20 protein-coding genes and 2 tRNA genes are annotated in these 15,757 nt (G+C 66.2%); 18 read left to right on the top strand and 4 right to left on the bottom strand.

Annotated elements, in window-relative coordinates:
* Window positions 1-10 precede the first annotated feature (10 nt).
* The 5 genes from ACESMY_RS06705 to ACESMY_RS06685 all read left to right on the top strand — a co-directional run bounded on the left by ACESMY_RS06705 (window position 11) and on the right by ACESMY_RS06685 (window position 4,512).
* Entirely contained in the window at window positions 11-580 is a 570-nt protein-coding gene (locus tag ACESMY_RS06705) for a cytochrome c (RefSeq protein ID WP_372783500.1), read from the top strand.
* Window positions 577-1,539, top strand: a complete 963-nt coding sequence (gene coxB / locus ACESMY_RS06700; RefSeq protein WP_372783499.1) for a cytochrome c oxidase subunit II — start codon at window positions 577-579, stop codon at window positions 1,537-1,539. The genes ACESMY_RS06705 and coxB overlap by 4 nt, the downstream gene beginning before the upstream one ends.
* Before the next feature lie 12 nt (window positions 1,540-1,551).
* Window positions 1,552-3,480 (top strand): cytochrome c oxidase subunit I, encoded by a 1,929-nt coding sequence (gene ctaD, locus ACESMY_RS06695; protein WP_372783497.1) that lies wholly within the window; start codon window positions 1,552-1,554, stop codon window positions 3,478-3,480.
* Entirely contained in the window at window positions 3,473-4,072 is a 600-nt protein-coding gene (locus tag ACESMY_RS06690) for a heme-copper oxidase subunit III (protein ID WP_372783495.1), read from the top strand. The genes ctaD and ACESMY_RS06690 overlap by 8 nt, the downstream gene beginning before the upstream one ends.
* Before the next feature lie 125 nt (window positions 4,073-4,197).
* Window positions 4,198-4,512, top strand: coding sequence for a hypothetical protein (locus ACESMY_RS06685; RefSeq protein ID WP_372783493.1), 315 nt, complete (start codon window positions 4,198-4,200; stop codon window positions 4,510-4,512).
* A gap of 255 nt (window positions 4,513-4,767) precedes the next feature.
* On the opposite strand, the gene ACESMY_RS06680 is transcribed toward ACESMY_RS06685, so the two are convergent.
* Window positions 4,768-4,840, bottom strand: a tRNA-Arg gene (locus ACESMY_RS06680).
* 155 nt (window positions 4,841-4,995) lie between these two features.
* Here ACESMY_RS06680 and ACESMY_RS06675 point away from each other — a divergent pair.
* From ACESMY_RS06675 to ACESMY_RS06615, 13 genes are all read left to right on the top strand, one after another.
* Entirely contained in the window at window positions 4,996-6,450 is a 1,455-nt protein-coding gene (locus ACESMY_RS06675; protein WP_372783491.1) for a tyrosine-type recombinase/integrase, read from the top strand.
* A gap of 8 nt (window positions 6,451-6,458) precedes the next feature.
* A complete protein-coding gene (locus ACESMY_RS06670) occupies window positions 6,459-7,118 on the top strand; it encodes a hypothetical protein (protein ID WP_372783489.1) in 660 nt (219 codons plus the stop codon).
* A gap of 46 nt (window positions 7,119-7,164) precedes the next feature.
* Window positions 7,165-7,368 (top strand): helix-turn-helix transcriptional regulator, encoded by a 204-nt coding sequence (locus tag ACESMY_RS06665; protein ID WP_372783487.1) that lies wholly within the window; start codon window positions 7,165-7,167, stop codon window positions 7,366-7,368.
* A gap of 12 nt (window positions 7,369-7,380) precedes the next feature.
* Window positions 7,381-7,713, top strand: a complete 333-nt coding sequence (locus tag ACESMY_RS06660; RefSeq protein ID WP_372783485.1) for a hypothetical protein — start codon at window positions 7,381-7,383, stop codon at window positions 7,711-7,713.
* 68 nt (window positions 7,714-7,781) lie between these two features.
* Window positions 7,782-8,462, top strand: coding sequence for a hypothetical protein (locus ACESMY_RS06655; RefSeq protein WP_372783483.1), 681 nt, complete (start codon window positions 7,782-7,784; stop codon window positions 8,460-8,462).
* On the top strand, window positions 8,462-9,037 hold the full coding sequence (locus ACESMY_RS06650; RefSeq protein WP_372783481.1) for a hypothetical protein: 576 nt from the start codon (window positions 8,462-8,464) through the stop codon (window positions 9,035-9,037). Before ACESMY_RS06655 ends, ACESMY_RS06650 begins: the two co-directional genes overlap by 1 nt.
* A 183-nt stretch (window positions 9,038-9,220) precedes the next feature.
* Window positions 9,221-9,619: a hypothetical protein gene (locus ACESMY_RS06645; protein ID WP_372783479.1), complete on the top strand. Its 399-nt coding sequence runs from the start codon at window positions 9,221-9,223 to the stop codon at window positions 9,617-9,619.
* A complete protein-coding gene (locus ACESMY_RS06640) occupies window positions 9,616-11,127 on the top strand; it encodes a hypothetical protein (protein ID WP_372783477.1) in 1,512 nt (503 codons plus the stop codon). Before ACESMY_RS06645 ends, ACESMY_RS06640 begins: the two co-directional genes overlap by 4 nt.
* A complete protein-coding gene (locus tag ACESMY_RS06635; protein WP_372783475.1) occupies window positions 11,115-11,450 on the top strand; it encodes a hypothetical protein in 336 nt (111 codons plus the stop codon). Before ACESMY_RS06640 ends, ACESMY_RS06635 begins: the two co-directional genes overlap by 13 nt.
* Window positions 11,434-11,727 carry a hypothetical protein gene (locus ACESMY_RS06630; protein ID WP_372783473.1) on the top strand — a complete coding sequence of 98 codons (294 nt, stop codon included), beginning with the start codon at window positions 11,434-11,436 and terminating at the stop codon, window positions 11,725-11,727. The genes ACESMY_RS06635 and ACESMY_RS06630 overlap by 17 nt, the downstream gene beginning before the upstream one ends.
* On the top strand, window positions 11,727-12,047 hold the full coding sequence (locus ACESMY_RS06625; protein ID WP_372783471.1) for a hypothetical protein: 321 nt from the start codon (window positions 11,727-11,729) through the stop codon (window positions 12,045-12,047). Before ACESMY_RS06630 ends, ACESMY_RS06625 begins: the two co-directional genes overlap by 1 nt.
* Before the next feature lie 495 nt (window positions 12,048-12,542).
* Window positions 12,543-13,259: a hypothetical protein gene (locus tag ACESMY_RS06620; RefSeq protein WP_372783469.1), complete on the top strand. Its 717-nt coding sequence runs from the start codon at window positions 12,543-12,545 to the stop codon at window positions 13,257-13,259.
* A gap of 61 nt (window positions 13,260-13,320) precedes the next feature.
* Entirely contained in the window at window positions 13,321-14,004 is a 684-nt protein-coding gene (locus tag ACESMY_RS06615; RefSeq protein ID WP_372783467.1) for a hypothetical protein, read from the top strand.
* On the opposite strand, the gene ACESMY_RS06610 is transcribed toward ACESMY_RS06615, so the two are convergent.
* The 3 genes from ACESMY_RS06610 to ACESMY_RS06600 form a co-directional block, all read right to left on the bottom strand.
* Window positions 13,997-14,737 carry a TIGR02391 family protein gene (locus tag ACESMY_RS06610; protein WP_372783465.1) on the bottom strand — a complete coding sequence of 247 codons (741 nt, stop codon included), beginning with the start codon at window positions 14,735-14,737 and terminating at the stop codon, window positions 13,997-13,999. The genes ACESMY_RS06615 and ACESMY_RS06610 overlap by 8 nt on opposite strands.
* 86 nt (window positions 14,738-14,823) lie before the next feature.
* Window positions 14,824-14,900 (bottom strand) — tRNA-Arg (locus tag ACESMY_RS06605).
* 74 nt (window positions 14,901-14,974) lie between these two features.
* Window positions 14,975-15,757 (bottom strand): class I SAM-dependent methyltransferase, encoded by a 783-nt coding sequence (locus tag ACESMY_RS06600; RefSeq protein WP_372783463.1) that lies wholly within the window; start codon window positions 15,755-15,757, stop codon window positions 14,975-14,977.

Genomic DNA, 15,757 nt, shown 5'->3' with positions numbered 1-15,757 from the left:
GGAGAGCCGCATGCGCCTTACCCTCACCCTGGCGGCCACGACACTCCTCCTGGCGGCCTGCGGCCAGCGGGTCGTTCCAACATCGAGCGGGATGACGCCGACCGAACGGGCCATTGAAGCCCTGCCGGGCGGCGACCTCGCCGGCGGGGTCCAATCGAGCATCGGGGCCAGCATCCGCAATCCGCTGGAGGGCCAACCCGAAGCCATCGCCGCCGGCAAGCAGCTCTTCGTCCAGATGAATTGCGCCGGTTGCCATGGCTACGACCTGGGCGGCTCGATGGGTCCGAACCTCACCGACAAATATTGGCGCTACGGCGGTTCACCGGGCGCGATCTACCGCAGCATCGCCGACGGACATCCCCAAGGCATGCCGGCCTGGCGCCGCGCACTGCCCCCGGACCAGATCTGGAAGGTCGTGGCCTATATCCAGTCGTTCGGTGGCGCGACCCCGCCTGCCGACTACCAGGGCGCGCTGCAGGGTGACTACGCCGCCAAGGCGACCGGCAAGGGCGCCGGGACCGGCGCGCAAAGTGGGGCCAAGGGCGCCTCGGCGCCGGCTGCGCAGTCGCCCAACCCATGACGACGCCCCTTTCCTACCTCAGTTCGGCGGGTCCTGCGGCGGCGCCGCTGACCCAGCTTGCCTGGGGCCTGGGCGGGATATCGGTGGCGGTCAGCGTGATCGTGGCCATCGCCCTGGTCTGGGGCATCTGGCGGCGCCGCCCCGCGCCGCCGGCGGGTGGGTCCGGCCTCGAAGCCGGCGGCCCGCCGGGCGCCGGCATGGCCTGGATCTACGTGGGGCTCGGCATCTCCGTGCCCGTCCTGGCGGCCTGCACGGTCTGGACGCTGTTCGTGCTGGGCGAGGTCATGCACCCGGCCAGCAAGCCGCATCTGACCTTGCAGGTCACGGCGCACCAGTGGTGGTGGGAGGTCCGCTATCTCGATCCGGTGGCGGGCCGGGTGTTCACCACCGCCAACGAAATCCACATCCCGGTCGGCGAGCCCGTGCGGGTGGTCCTCTCCTCGCCCGACGTCATCCACTCCTTCTGGGTGCCGAAGCTGGCCGGCAAGATGGACGTCATTCCCGGGATCACCAATGTCACCTGGATGCAGGCCGCCACGCCGGGTCGCTACCGGGGGCAGTGCGCCGAGTTCTGCGGGCTGCAGCATGCCCGCATGGCCTTCTTCGTCACTGCCGACAGCCCCGCGGCCTTCAATACCTGGCGCGAGGGTCAGCTGGCCCCGCCGCCGCCGGCGTCGGCCAACCCCGAGGTCGCGCAAGGCTCGGCGCTGTTCGCGGCGCGGTGCGCGAGCTGCCATACGGTCAGCGGCACGCCTGCCGGCGGCATCGTGGGGCCCGAACTCAGCCATCTGGCGAGCCGCGAGACCCTCGCCGCCGGAACGATCCCCAATGACACCCAGCACCTCAACGCCTGGATCGCTGATCCGGCCGCGGTCAAGCCCGGCGTCCTGATGCCCAAGGTTCCCATGACGGCCGCCGAGCGCGCGCAGGTCGTGGCCTATCTGCAGTCGTTGACGTGAGGGGCGCGAGACATGGCTGACACCACACTCGATCGTAATCCGCCCACGGAGGATCCAGGCCTAACGGCGACGTGGGAGACGCGACCGGGCTTCATCGGCTGGCTTTCCAGCGTCGACCACAAGGAGATCGGCAAGCGCTACTTGATCACCGCCTTCGCCTTCCTGGCGATCGGCGGGGTCGAGGCCCTGATCATGCGCGCGCAGCTGGCGCGGCCCAACCAGACACTGCTGACGCCCGCCGAGTACAACCAGCTCTTCACCATGCACGGCGTGACCATGGTGTTCCTCTACGCGCTTCCGATGCTCTCGGGGTTCTCCAACTACCTGTGGCCGCTGCTGCTCGGGTCGCGCGACATGGCGTTCCCGCGCCTCAACGCGTTCTCCTATTGGGTCTTCCTGGCGTCGGGGCTGTTCATCTATTCGACCTTCCTGATCGGCCAGGCGCCCAACGCCGGCTGGTTCAACTATGTGCCGCTGGCCGGCAAGGAATACGATCCCGGCCTGAACATCGACGTCTATGCCCTGGGACTGATCTTCCTGGGCATTTCGACGACGGTGGGCGCGATCAATTTCATCGTCTCGCTGATGCGCACCCGCGCGCCCGGCATGTCGATCAACCGCATGCCGATCCTGGTCTGGGGGACGCTGACCGCCTCGGTGGCCAACCTGTTCGCGGTGCCGGCGCTGAGCGCGGCGTGCCTGCTCCTGTGGCTCGACCGCACGTTCGGTATGCACTTCTACGATCCGCACGCCGGCGGCCAGCCGCTGCTCTGGCAGCATCTCTTCTGGGTGTTCGGCCACCCCTGGGTCTATGCGCTGGTGCTGCCGGCGATGGGGATTGTCTCCGACGCCCTGCCGACCTTCTGCCGCCGGCCGCTCGTGGGCTACACGGCCGTGGCGCTGGCGACGGTGACCACCATGGTCGTGGGCTTTGGCGTCTGGGTGCACCACATGTTCGCCACCGGCCTGCCGGGCCTGGCGCTGTCGTTCTTCGGGGCGGCCAGCATGATCATCGCCATTCCGAGCGCGGTCTCGGTCTTCGCCTGGCTCGGCACCATCGCCACCGGCCGCCCAGTGTTCAAGACGCCGTTCCTCTATTTCGCCGGCTTCATCCTGCTGTTCGTGATCGGCGGCGTGTCAGGCTTCATGACCGCCGCCGTGCCCCTCGACTGGCAGCTCACCGACACCTATTTCGTCGTCGCCCACCTGCACTACGTGCTTCTCGGCATCAACGTCTTTCCTGTGATCGGCGGCCTCTACTACTGGTTCCCCAAGATCACCGGCCGGATGACCAGCGAGCGCCTGGGCCGCTGGGGATTCTGGGTCTCGTTCATCGGCTTCAACCTGGCCTTCTTCCCGATGCACCTGAGCGGGCTTCGGGGCATGCCGCGGCGCATCTACACCTATCCCGCCGACATGGGCTGGGACGGCGCCAACATGGTCACCTCGATCGGCTCGGCGGTGTTTGCGGTGGGCGTGCTGATCACCCTCTACAACCTGGCGGTCAGCCGGGTTCGCGGCGCCCCAGCCGGCGCCAACCCCTGGGACGCGGCGACGCTGGAGTGGTCGGTGTCCTCGCCGCCGCCGGCCTACAACTTCCGTCGCATCCCGATCATCGCCAGCCGCCACCCGCTGTGGGAAGGCCGCCTGGACCATGGAACCGGGCGTTCGGTGCTGGAGACTGACATCGCGCTCCAGCATGGGCGCGAGACCCTGGCGACCACGACGCTCGACGCCGAGGCCGACGCGATCCTGCGCATGCCGGACGACAGCCTGGCGCCTTTGCTCCTCGCTGTGACCCTCACGATCGGTTTCGCGGGACTGCTCGGCCACCTCTGGTGGCTGGCCGGCGCGGGAGGCGTGCTCAGCGCCCTGGCCGCCGCGATCTGGCTGGCGCCCAGCCCGCCGCCCGTGCCGGCAGAGGAGACCGCCCGTGGCTGATGTCCTGGTTCCTCCCACCGCCCTGCCGGTGGCGCCGCAAGGCTCGCGCGCCTCGGGATGGTATGGCCTCGTCTTTCTGGTCGCGACCGAGGCCGCGCTCTTCATCTACCTGCTGTTCAGCTATTTCTTCTTGGCCTCCCAGGCCCCTGGGCCCTGGCCGCCCTCCGGAGCGCCCCCGATCCTGTCGGCGGCGGTCAACACGGCCATCCTGCTGGCGTCCAGCGTCACCGCCGTCTGGGCGCAGCGCGGCATCGAGAAGGGCTCCTCCGGCCGGCTGATCGCGGGCCTTTCGCTGTCCCTGGTCCTCGGCGCAGTGTTCGCCGGTGTTCAGGTCCATGACTGGATGCACAAGCCGTTCAATCCGGCGACGGACGCCTACGGCTCGCTGTTCTACACCATCACCGGCGTGCATATCGCCCACGTGGCCGTCGGGCTCTTCATCCTGGCTTGCCTGATCCTCTGGGCGGCGCTGGGCCGGTTCAGCGCACGACGCCACCTGCACGTGACGGTCGGCGTCCTCTATTGGCACTTCGTGGACGCGGTGTGGCTGGTGGTGTTCACCACGTTCTTCCTCACGCCCAGGCTAGGGTGAGCTCCGTGACAGCGACTGAACCCGACCCCGCAGACCACCCGTCGCCTCATCGCGCCAAGTCCGGGCTGGGCGCCCTGCTCTACGGTCTCGTGGCCGCGCCGGTCGCATGGGCGGTGGGGGAACTTGTGAACGCGACCCTGGCGCAGGAGGCCTGCTCCCCCGGGACCGAGCCCCTGGCGACGCCCGCCATCGCAAACCTGCACAGCATTCATGTCGTCGTGCTCGTCGTCTCTCTCCTGGTCAGCGCCAGCGCCGCGATGATTGCCCTTGGCGCTTGGCGCGCAACGAGGAATGAGCAGGCCGGCGGCCCCCACGCACTGCTCTCAATCGGCGAAGGCCGGTCCCGGTTTATGGCCCTCGCCGGCCTGTTGACCAGCGCAGGGTTCTTCATTGGAACGCTGTTCTCAATCCCGGCGGTGCTCTTCGTGCCGGCTTGCTGAGCCCCGTGGTTCCGTATGGGACCTTCCGAAGCTCAGTGGCGAGTCACGCGCCGACCTAGGAGCCGTCGAGGGGGCCCCCGGCACTACAGCCAACCTCTGGCCGCGCGGACCATCGAATGAGCCTCAGACTGCAATTCGCGCGAAAACCCCAGGAATATCAGTGCAGTGGCTATTGCACGATCGCGTCATGCGATCAGTATTTGTAAACTCGCACAAGCGAGCACGCCGGGTATCAGATTGAATTATCTGAAAAATTGGCGCGCCCGGAACGATTCGAACGTCCGACCCTCAGATTCGTAGTTTGGCGCCCAGCGACGACAGAACCCGCCAAACGCCCGCACTAATCCACAGGAATTCCCCTTCCACGCCATCGACTTAGGAGGCTTGTTCGGTAATGTCGCCGACATTGGGCTAACCGGCCAGACAGGCGGATTTGATTACCCTTCCGTTACCCGCCTGCATCGGCTCTGCAAGGGGTTTTACATGGCAAGCAAGTTGACAGCGGTTGTCGTCCGGGACGTCAAACCCGACCCCAGCAAGCGACGCGAAATCCCCGACGACGGGTGCCGGGGGCTCTATCTGGTGGTCCAGCCGAGCGGCGCGAGAAGCTGGGCGTTGCGCTATCGCAGGCCAGGTGACGGGAAACCGGCCAAGCTCGCCCTCGGCCCGGTGCGCGACCTACAGAAGGGCGAGCAGGAACCCATCAACCCGCCGGAGATTGGCGCCCCCCTGACGCTTGCGCAGGCTCATCGGCTCGCCGCCGATCAGAGAGCCCTGGTGGCCGGTCGGCAGGACCCTGGCGAACTGAAGAAAGCCAGGAAGCGGGCGGCAGAAGCCGAGGATCGGCTGCGGGCCGCATCCGTCTTCGAGGTCGTCGCGGTCGAGTTCATTGAGAGGTACGCCAAGGTCGAGAACCGGGAGGCCTCTTGGCGCGAGACAGCCCGGCTACTCGGCTTCCGCCCGGACGATCAAAACCCGACTGAGTTGGTGCGCAGGGCGGCCCCCGAGGGTGTGTTTGGCGGTGTCGTGAAGCATTGGGCCGGTCGACCGGTGCACGACATTACCAAGGCTGAGGTGATCAAGCTGCTGGACGCGATCCGGGCTGGCGGTGCCCCCTACTCCGCGAACCGCGTGCTGGCGCTGCTGAAGACCCTCTTCACCCGGCTGGTCGCGCGCGACGTGCTGACCACCTCGCCCTGTGCCGGCATCGAGCCTTGGGGCGGGGAGATCAAGCGCGACCGGGTGCTGGATGACGAGGAACTTGCCCTCGTCTGGCGCGCCGCGGCACGGCTCGGCTACCCCTTCGGCCCCTTCGTCCAGGTGCTGATCCTGACGGGCCAACGGCGCGATGAAGTCGCTGAAATGCGGTGGGGCGAGATAGACTACAAGGCGGCGCTCTGGAGCCTCCCCGGCGCCCGAGTGAAGAACAGCAGGCCTCATCAAGTCCCGCTGTCCGATCAGGCAGCCGCGGCGCTGGCAGCCGCCGAGAAGATCGCAGGCAAGCCGGATTTCGTGTTCACCAGCGGCGAGCGCGCCGTGAAGGACGGCAAAGTCAACCAGCGGGCCCTCGCGCCGATTTCCGGCTTCAGCAAGGCCAAGGCCCGGCTGGACAGTGAAATCCTCAAGCTGCAGCGCGAGGACGCGACCAAAGCCCAGGAAGACCCTCAAGGGATGCAGGCCCTGGAGCCGTGGCGGTTCCACGACCTCCGTCGCACCTTCGCCACCGGCCTCGCCCGGCTGAAGATTCCGGTTCATGTCACCGAGGCAGTCCTGAACCACAAGACCGGGACCATTAGCGGCGTGGCGGCTGTCTACAATCGGTACGACTACGCTGACGAGAAGCGGGCCGCGCTCGCCGCCTGGGGCGCCTACGTCGAGCGCCTGACGTCCGCCACACCCTCGGGGAACGTCATCGAGATCGCGGGTAAACGGCGGTGAGTGAGGACTTGGCCGAGCATGCTGCGAAGATCGCCGGGGTGACGCCGGACAGGATGGTCGCCTTCAAAGAGGCGTTCCGTCTGGAGGTCGCAAGCATTCAGCACGGCACCTCCATGATGGCGCAACTGCATTCCATGCCGGTCGCTGAGGCGAAGGTCCGCTTGGAGAGGTTAGCCAGGGCGCTCTCCGAAGTGGACGCGGCATTGGTCGATCTGGGCGGCGCGGTCTTCCCGACCATCGCGACCCTCGATCGCCCTCTTCCACCTGCCACTCAACGTTTCTGGGGGGACCAAGTAGAGCTTTTCCGGTCCCAGCTATCCGCGTGGCGCCGTGACGCCGAGGCGTTGGCCAGACGCGCAATTGGAAAGCCGGGCCCCCGCCCCGATTTCGCGACCAGCAAAGCTGCGGCGTCGTCGTTTCAGCTGCTCCAGAGGTTCGGGCGCCGGCCCGCGACGGGCACTCGCGGTGGCCCGTACCACAAGCTTGCTGGGGTCCTCTACGAGGTAGCGACTGGCCACGAGGAGGTCACGACCGGCAAGCGTAAGGGTGACCTTTGGACGGCTTGCCTCAACGGGCTCGAAGGCTCTCGCGAAGCGGCAAAGGGCTGGGCACGGTACGAAGTCTCTGCGGATGACGGCAGAGGGTCTCGGGACCAGCCTTCAGAGTGAATCACCGCTGATTCCTGTCGGCAGTTGTCGCCGACAGGAGAACCGAATGAACACGACCACCGACACCCGGCTACCCACGAAGGCCCTCATGGAACGCTTCGGCGTCTCTGACCGAACCGTGGATCGCTGGCTGCAAGACGATGCCCTGAACTTCCCCCAGCCGCTCGTGATCAATCGCCGCCGGTACTGGAGCTTGCAGGAGATCGAGCAATGGGAACGCTCGCGCGCCGCAGGCAAACCGGCCGCCTGACCGGTGTCTCACATGGAAACCCCCGCGCCTCGTGAACGCGGGGGTGGCCGTGTTGGTGTTCAGCAAGGAAGCGAACGCCAGCACAGTAACCCCGAGGCCGACCCGCGCAAGGTCACGTTCTCCCGCGCCATCCCCACGCGCGCCGACTGGCTCGTGGTGATCGAGGTGATCGAGAGCGCGGAGGGAGTTGTGATCGACCTTCGTCGCTGGCGCGTTCGCACCGATGGCCGGCGCGTCCCGACCAGCCGCGGCTTCGCCATCGGCACCGAACACATGGCGCCTCTGATCGACGCGCTCAGGGAGGTCCTGGCGCGGCAGCCCTGCACACCGGACAGCGCTGATTGAGCCGGTTGCGCTCCAGGCCAGGCCGCACGCTTGGCCTGGGCCCGCCAGAGGGTCACGCGTGGATTTGGATGACACGCACCCACCTGGGCGCGATCACGTTCAAGGCTCTCGGCATCAACGCCCGCCGAATCCTCGACTTCTTGATGTACGAGCACCTCCAGCATGCCGGCAGGGAGAACGGGAACCTGGCCGCGTCTTATCGCCAACTGGAGGCGTGGGGCGTGACTGCTGCGGACGTGCGCAAAGGCCTGGCGGAGCTCACCGCCACCGGCTTCGTGCGGGTCACCAGCCGCGGCATGCGTCAGGCCGGCGGGGGTGAGCCCTCCCGCTATGCCCTGACTTGGCTGCCGACCCGCTCGGGCTCGTCAGACGAGGCTCCGCCGACCCAAGACTGGGACGACATCATCAAGGGGCTTGAGAAGCTCGGCGTCGGCAACGTGATCGCGGCTCGGAAGTGGCTCAAGGCGGAGGTCGCTGCACACGTTCGAAAGAAATCGCAGCCAACCTCTCAATTGAGCGAAAAGCGCCTCGCAGATGATAGGCAGCCGGCGGGCGTCCCCCCTCGGGGCGATCCACCTCCTCGCCTCTCAAATGAAAGTGCGGCTGACCCGACAATTGAGAGGCACCTTCTATATCTTGGGGAGGGTGCACCACCGATTGACCCGCTCCATAGCCACGCTGCAAGTGATGCAGATTCAATCCCGCAGGCCGAGCAGCACGCCGCGATCTTGGACGAGGACGTGATCTAATGAGGCTGAAGCTCAATCACGTCTGGCCAAGCGCCAAGTCGCAGGTCGAGTGGTTCGCGGTCTTCATAAACACGCTCGCTGAGCACCCTGACGGCTTCTTCTTCGACGAGTGCACCACGGTGTGGTTCGAGCTCGATGGCGAGTTGGATGGCGTCCGTCTGGACCCCAAGAACGTCGACGACGATGACAAGGCGAGGCGCGCCCTCGACTTCGAGCTTGGCCTCTTCACCCACTTCAAGGTGCTGTCCGCGATCTCGGTCCCGCCTCGGGACGGTGCGTATACCCGCAGCCTGAAGTTCCGCCTTTTGGACCTGCCGAAGTTCCACCTGACGAAGAAGGGTAAGCGGCTCTCTAGGGCAGGTACTACATCCCAGCGGTTCGCTTTTGCGCGCATGCTTCTGGTGGTCTGGGCCCAGCCCGCGATCAAGGCGCTGCGAGTCGCGATCCCCGCCTTGGGCGGCGTCTTCACCTTGCTCAAGGTCGTGCTCCAGTGGGAAGCGGACAAAGCCCTGATCGGCGGCGTCATCGCCGGGATCGTCGGCTTCATCGCCAGCATCATTCCCCGCTCCTCCTGATCTGGAACGCGAGAACACCACCATCGACGGATCGAGTGTCGATGTGATTTTGTCGGCATCATCGACTTGGGCATCAGATAACTGATCAGATGCCCGACATTGCCTCTCTCTAGGCGAATCAGCGGTTTTTGCCTACGCCTCGTCCTCAGATGCCCTCTCGGGTAACGCACGGGTAGCGCAACGATGTCAGCAGATGCTCCTACGATCCGGCCCGCCAATCAGGCCGATGCTGGCGCAAAGCCTTCGGTGCGATCAGGCGTCGATGGACGCACCGTGGCGGCCCGCAGGTTCAACGCGATCCAAGCCGAACTGACGGCGGACCTGGGCAGCAACGCAGCCCTGAGCGCCGCCGAGCGCATGACGGTCGCGAACACCGCCTCGCTGATCTTGGAGTCCGAGAATCTCCAGCGTCGCCAGCAGCGTGGTCAGGCCATCGACGCAGACGTGTTGGTGCGGGTCACCAACGCCGCGGCGCGCGCCCTGACGGCTCTGAAGGCCAAGCGGTCACCCAAGGGGCTACTGACTGGGCGTGAGGCCTTGGACAGCTACCTGAAGACCAAGCACGGAGACCCGGTGGCATGACCGAGGCGCCGCGCGAGGACATCGCCACAGCCATCCGCGATCCCCATCTGCTGGGCGCGGCGCTAGGCGACCTTGCGCCGTGGTCGACGTGGTTGGTGGTCCTCCAGGCGGCGTTCGCCCTGGGCCTGAACCGGACTGAGCGCCGGCTCTTCGCCAAGGTGGCGGGTGAGCGCAGGCCTCCGGCTCGACGTGTCGCTGAACTGTGGGCGGTGATCGGCCGGCGGGCGGGCAAGACCCGGACAGCGGCGGCCATCGCGGCGTTCATCGCGGGCTTCGTCGACCACTCGGGTCATCTGGCTCCAGGCGAGGTCGGTGTGGTCGCTGTGATCGCCGCGAGCAAGCAACAGGCGGCTTCGGTCCTGAACTACGTCCTGGGCTTCCTGGAAGCTTCTCCGGCCCTGAGTGGGTTGATCGTCGGCTCGACCACCGATGAGGTCAGGCTGGTCGGCAACATCGTCATCCGCGTGTCGACCAACAGCTTCCGAACCGTGCGGGGCTCGACGCTCCTGGCCGCGATCTTCGACGAGGTCGCCTATTGGGCCGACGAAACGAGCGCCAATCCCGATCTCGAGGTCTACCGCGCGGTGCTGCCGGCGATGGCCACGACTGGCGGAATGCTGATCGGTATCTCCAGCCCCTATCGGAAGACCGGGCTGCTGCACGCGAAGCACCGCGACCACTTCGGGGTCGATCTGCACGACATCCTCGTGGTGCAGGGCGCGACCGAGACCTTCAATCCCTCGATCGACCGGCAAGTGATCGCCAGGGCGAGGGCGAATGATCCGTCTGCGGCCGTGGCCGAATGGGACGGAGAATTCCGCGAGGACATCAGCAGCTTGCTGTCCGACGAGGTGATCGACGACGCCATCGACCTCGAAAGACCGCTGGAGCTGCCGCCAGAAGCTCACCTGACCTACCGGGCGTTCACCGATGCCTCGGCGGGGCGGGCCGACGCGTTCACCCTCTGCATCGGGCATCGCCAGGATGATCGGTTCGTGGCGGACGTGGTCCGCGGCCGCAAGGCGCCGTTCAACCCCGGCGAGGTGGCCGCTGAATTCGCCGACCTGGCCAAGACCTACCGCTGCGCGCGCGTCGATGGCGACAACTACGCCGGCGAATGGACGGCCCAGGCCTTCCGCGCCGCCGGCCTGGAATACCGACGCTCCGACCTCCCCAAGTCAGGCCTCTACCTCGAAGGGGTCTCGCGGTTCATGCGGCGCGGCGTCTCACTCCCGAACCACCCGGTGCTGATCCGCGAAATCCGGCTGCTGGAGCGCCGCACGAGCCGCCAGGGCAAGGACGCGGTGGATCACCCGACCGGCGCCGGGCAGCACGACGACTACGCCAACGCGGTTTTCGGTTGCATGCGTAGCGTGTTCCCTCGCCGCGAGCCGCTGGAGATCATCCTTCCCATCGAGGGCTGTGAACTGATCGCCCAGGCGGAGTTCGACGACGAATGGGCGACCGAGGACCCACGCGAACTGGAGGCTGGCGCATGCTGGGGATGAAGCGAAACCGCGAGGTCCAGGCTACGGACCCAGAGACCGCCCTGATGGAGGTCTGCGAGGACTGCGACGCCTTGGCCGAAGCCCTCGCCGACGCGCTCCAACGAAGGCGTTCTGCGCTGATAGCGGTCTCGGGACACGGCAGGGAGCAGCAGCGGCTGCGCCAGCTTCACCGGGCCGCCGTCGACCGAGCCTTCGCCGCGGCAGGCCTCAACAACTTCATCAGCATGGCGCACGTCGTCGCAGGCGCCCGGATCAGCTTTTCACACGGCGCCCGAGTGCTGCTCGGGCTCAGACGGGAGGAACCTCATGCCGAAGCTCAATGACGCGCAGATCGCAAACGCCCTTGGCGTGGCCAAGCCAGCCGCGGCGCCCGCGCCGGACACGCCGGTCGGCAAGGCGATGGCCGAGACGCAGGCCATGGATTCCACGCTGACCGACTTCGTGGAGAAGAACCGCGCTCCCGGCGAGAGCCACGCCAAGGCCTTCGACCGGGTGATGCTGGAGAACCCCGCCTTGGGCGACCGCTACCAGCTGGAGAAGACCGCCATCCTGAAACGCTATGGGATCGGCGACCTTCCTGGCGCGAGCGGAGCAAGCTGATGGTCACCTTCGACAAGGCCACGCCGATCTCGGGCGTCATGACGCGCTTCAGGATCCACGAACTGAGCGGCGTGGATACGCCTGCGCAGGAGGGCGCTCGGGCCGTTATCATGAAGCGGGGAGGCGGGCGCGCAGATGACCCCTCCGTCATCGCCGAGCCCGAACCCGTGGTCGATTTCGCAGCCCGCAAGGCGGCCACCCGAGAAGCGGTTGACGCCTTGGCCAAGGCGAAGGCCAAGGCCGAGGGTTGCACCTTCGAAAAGGCCTTTGATCGGCTCTGCGTCGAGATGGGGCCGGCCCTAGGCGCCAACCTGATCTAGCTCTGCTCAGCCTTCCCTCTCGCCCGGGTGGGTGAATCTCCCGGCCCCTTGATCGCCCGGGAGACGGACCAGTCGCAGGTGTCCGAAACAACAGCGACCGCCGCCGAGGGCGCATCTCCCGCCACCGGTGGGCATCTCGGCGGTCGGCGTGAGTAGCTCCACGTCGGCCGCCATCGGCCCTGGCTCGCTCGCCCAGTCGAGGGAGGATCGGCAACACGTCATCTGCTAGCCTGCAGCTGCGCTGAAAGGGAGCCTGCCCCGGTGCCCGACCAGAACTGCCGGATTTGCCGTACCTCCGTCCAGCAGAACCCTGACGGCGGTTTCGATTGCCCCCGATGTGGGCCGTGGATAGCGGCGGACGACAATCACGTCCGCATCAGAGACCTCGTTTCGCCGGGCGACGTAGACAGTCCTCATCGGCGCGCGCGCCTTAGTCATATCGTGCGCCGGCAACAGCGAGCGGCGGCTGGCCGCGTTACGCTGGAAACCCGGAAGTTGGATGCCCAGATACTCGACGATCCCCTGCCCACGCCGGCTGAATTGATCGACAATCTGGTCGTCTGGTGTGCCGAGCGGCAGCCGGACTATGCCACACCGCTAATCATCCCTATGGCCGAGGTGGCGGCGTGGATCGGCGCCCCCGTTTCCTACGAGTCCCCGGATCGGCCCCTATCGTGGCTTCTCAACGAAGAGGAGACATCTGGGCTAGTTGAGCGGCGTCACGACGGGGAGCGGCGCCTGACTATGGCCGGGTGGCGCAGATTCCAGGAACTGAGCCGAGCAGCATCCGTCTCCATGACGGCGTTTATGGCCATGAAGTTCGCCGACGACCAGATGGCGCACGTGCTGGCGACCTGCTTCAGGCCGGCCGCGCTGGCGGCCGGATTCGTGCTGAAGAGCGTCGCCGACGATCAGCCGGCCGGCCTGATCGATGACCAGATGCGCGTCGGCCTTCGCAACGCCCGTTTCGCGGTCTCAGACCTCACCCACGCGAGCCGCGGCGCATATTGGGAAGCCGGCTTCGCCGAGGGGGCCGGCAAGCCGGTGATCTACACCTGCCGCAAGGATCAGTGGGAGACGGAGCATCCCCATTTCGACACCAACCACCTGACGACTATCGTTTGGGACCCTGAGGCCCTCAGCGACGCCGCCACGCGCATGACCGCGATGATCAGAGCGACGTTCCCCGAGGATGCGCGGCTTGCGGATTAGATGAACCCACTGAGTTCCAGGATGCCAGCTTAGGAAGCTTCACAGCCGAAGAGGAATGCCAATGAGCAGCGAGTTCTGGGCAGCCATTGCCGGCGCCATCGTCGGCGCCCTCGCGGGTGGGGGGATCACCGCCATCCTCCAATGGCAGACGATCAAGCACGAGACGCGTCAACGAAACCGTGGCCTAGCCTATTCCCTGCTCTTCAAGGTCCGCCAGATTTACCGCCATTTGCGCGGCCTGAATCTCCACTTTGAAGAGGCGCTGAAAGGCGCCTCAGCCCAGCAAATGGCTCTGCCATGGGCCATTCTGCAGGGTATGACCGGCTCGCCGGCGGACGTGTTTTTCTCCGTGGAGGAAATCGCTTTGGTGCTGGAATTGAAGGCCACTAAGACCCTCGATGCGCTGCTCTCGATGGACGAGAAGCACAACGCGACGTTCGGCACTTTTCGGTTCTATGGTGAAAAGCGCGACCAGCTAGTCGACGCTTTGACGCCCGATTTCATGGATGGCGATCATGGCCTTGCCGATGTGCCACTCCCTCTACGCCCCAAATCGATCGGGCTGGCCGGCATCGTCCACGACATGCGCGAATACCTCTCCAGCGACACAGGGCACGCCCTGGATGTGCTGCAGCAGCTCGCCGAGCTTTTCGAGGGCAGGCTGGAGGTCGAATTTTCAGCGATGCCGAAACCGGAGCCAGCGCCCGCCGACAAGCTGCCCATTGAGGGCCCGCGGGTTAGATAAACTCACGGATCAGCGCGATCTCCAGAAGCTCACTGGCGAAGATGATCAGGCGGGCGGCGGACTGCCGGTTGTGGGCGACATCGCGATGCCCTGGCGGGTTCTTGGCGTAGCCCATCGCGCCCGCGAATAGCTCCATCAACGCTTCCTGTTCGCCGGGTGGAGCGCTCTTGTCGGTCAGCGGTCCCGCCTCGGGCCTGAACGCCGCTCGCATCAGTTTCATGCCTACATCGTCTGGGGCGAAGCCCCCCGCACGCCGCACCGCGACCTCCACCATCTTGAAGGCCTGGAACACGGCGACCTCGTAGTCGCCCCGGAGATAGAGGTGGTGCACCTTTTCGGCGAGGTCATCCTGAAGCAGTTCGACGGGGAGGGTTCGCCCCAGCCTGTAGGCGTCGAAGTTCGACCGACCCATGGCCTTCGCACCGCGCCGGGTAACAACATAGTGGGCACCGGCCTGGCCGGGGTTTCGGACGATGAGCCCTTGCGTCTCAAGCCACGACAGCGCCTCGGCGAGGGCCATGCCCACATCGTCGCGGGCGTCGTTCGGATAGCCCTGGTCAGGTGCAGCGACGAAGATCTGGGGAAAGAGCCGAATTTCTATGTCGATGAAGGTGGTGCCAGACCCGTTTCGGTCCATCCCAGGGAGAAGCTCGAGGAGGATGCCGGCGAGTTCCTCGGGCTCCAAGGCCAGGAGGTCTTTCGGGTCGGGAAGGATTTCGCGGAGGCTGGCCATGGACCGCCCTGGTGCTCCCGTTACCCGTAGCGTTACCCACAGGCTCCGCTGCGATTTTCGACTTCTGTCTAAGTCTTTGAAGAAATTGGCGCGCCCGGAACGATTCGAACGTCCGACCCTCAGATTCGTAGTCTGATGCTCTATCCAGCTGAGCTACGGGCGCGCGCCGCCTGACGGCGAGGCGGTTCTCTAGCCGCCCGATCTCGGCGGTTCAACCCCCAACGCGACTTGGCGACTTCAAGCTCGCGTGCGCAGGGAGAGGCTGAAATCCTCGGTGAGCGTGGCCGCCGCGACCGGCGCATTGGCCTTCCAGTAGGTCTCGAAGCTCTTGGCGTCGAGCTCGACGGCGGCGAACCGGTCGATGATCTCGAAATAGGCGTCGCTCAGGCGCGTGGAGCCGGGATCGAGGTTGCTGACCACAATGCTGCCGGTCGGCACGACGTCGACCGGGGTGATGCGCAGGTCGGGCCGGTATTCCCGGAGGATCTCGACCACTTTCCAGACGTCGCCGGTCCACCAGCCGGCGATGGCCTTGTCCTTGCGCAGCTCCGGCCGGTGCTTGCGCTCGGTCATCTCCAGATTGATCGGCAGGCAGTCGTCCAGCAGGATCACCGAGGCCGGGCCGCAGACCTTCTCGGTGTTGATGAAGTCGCGCAGCAGATATTCGAACTGGTGCAGGCCATCGAGGAAGGCGACGTCGACCGGCCCGCCGAAAATGGCGCGCGGATCGTGGTCGCGGAAAAACTCATCGCTGCCCATCTGGTAGAGGTGGAGCACCGATTTCTTGCCCGCCGGATTTCGGTCGAAGATGAAGTTGGGGTCTACGCCGATGCTCGGGCAGTCGATCAGGGCGAGCGTCGAGCCGCTCTGCACGCCCACTTCGAGATAGCTGCGCGCATGCTTCAGCCGGACGATGTCGCGCACGAACTCGCGGTAGGCCGGGCCGCGCAGCGCCTTGCGCCGCAACACCTCAACGGCCCTGGCCGGCGGAGGGACGCCCGGTTCGGTGGTTTCGCTCAT

It is taken from the genome of Phenylobacterium sp. (assembly GCF_041691455.1).
Classification (GTDB): Bacteria; Pseudomonadota; Alphaproteobacteria; order Caulobacterales; family Caulobacteraceae; genus Phenylobacterium.
The sequence above is the reverse complement of the archived record's forward strand: the minus strand, read 5'-3'. Positions and strand labels throughout refer to the sequence as shown.

Excerpts from the sequence above, each read along its gene's own strand:
- ACESMY_RS06705 (WP_372783500.1), top strand. The coding sequence starts at position 11 with ATGCGCCTTACCCTCACCCTGGCGGCCACGACACTCCTCCTGGCGGCC.
- coxB (WP_372783499.1), top strand. The coding sequence starts at position 577 with ATGACGACGCCCCTTTCCTACCTCAGTTCGGCGGGTCCTGCGGCGGCG.
- ctaD (WP_372783497.1), top strand. The coding sequence starts at position 1,552 with ATGGCTGACACCACACTCGATCGTAATCCGCCCACGGAGGATCCAGGC.
- ACESMY_RS06675 (WP_372783491.1), top strand. The coding sequence starts at position 4,996 with ATGGCAAGCAAGTTGACAGCGGTTGTCGTCCGGGACGTCAAACCCGAC.
- ACESMY_RS06665 (WP_372783487.1), top strand. The coding sequence starts at position 7,165 with ATGAACACGACCACCGACACCCGGCTACCCACGAAGGCCCTCATGGAA.
- ACESMY_RS06660 (WP_372783485.1), top strand. The coding sequence starts at position 7,381 with ATGGAAACCCCCGCGCCTCGTGAACGCGGGGGTGGCCGTGTTGGTGTT.
- ACESMY_RS06655 (WP_372783483.1), top strand. The coding sequence starts at position 7,782 with ATGACACGCACCCACCTGGGCGCGATCACGTTCAAGGCTCTCGGCATC.
- ACESMY_RS06650 (WP_372783481.1), top strand. The coding sequence starts at position 8,462 with ATGAGGCTGAAGCTCAATCACGTCTGGCCAAGCGCCAAGTCGCAGGTC.
- ACESMY_RS06645 (WP_372783479.1), top strand. The coding sequence starts at position 9,221 with ATGTCAGCAGATGCTCCTACGATCCGGCCCGCCAATCAGGCCGATGCT.
- ACESMY_RS06640 (WP_372783477.1), top strand. The coding sequence starts at position 9,616 with ATGACCGAGGCGCCGCGCGAGGACATCGCCACAGCCATCCGCGATCCC.
- ACESMY_RS06635 (WP_372783475.1), top strand. The coding sequence starts at position 11,115 with ATGCTGGGGATGAAGCGAAACCGCGAGGTCCAGGCTACGGACCCAGAG.
- ACESMY_RS06630 (WP_372783473.1), top strand. The coding sequence starts at position 11,434 with ATGCCGAAGCTCAATGACGCGCAGATCGCAAACGCCCTTGGCGTGGCC.
- ACESMY_RS06625 (WP_372783471.1), top strand. The coding sequence starts at position 11,727 with ATGGTCACCTTCGACAAGGCCACGCCGATCTCGGGCGTCATGACGCGC.
- ACESMY_RS06615 (WP_372783467.1), top strand. The coding sequence starts at position 13,321 with ATGAGCAGCGAGTTCTGGGCAGCCATTGCCGGCGCCATCGTCGGCGCC.
- ACESMY_RS06610 (WP_372783465.1), bottom strand. The coding sequence starts at position 14,737 with ATGGCCAGCCTCCGCGAAATCCTTCCCGACCCGAAAGACCTCCTGGCC.
- ACESMY_RS06600 (WP_372783463.1), bottom strand. The coding sequence starts at position 15,757 with ATGAGCGAAACCACCGAACCGGGCGTCCCTCCGCCGGCCAGGGCCGTT.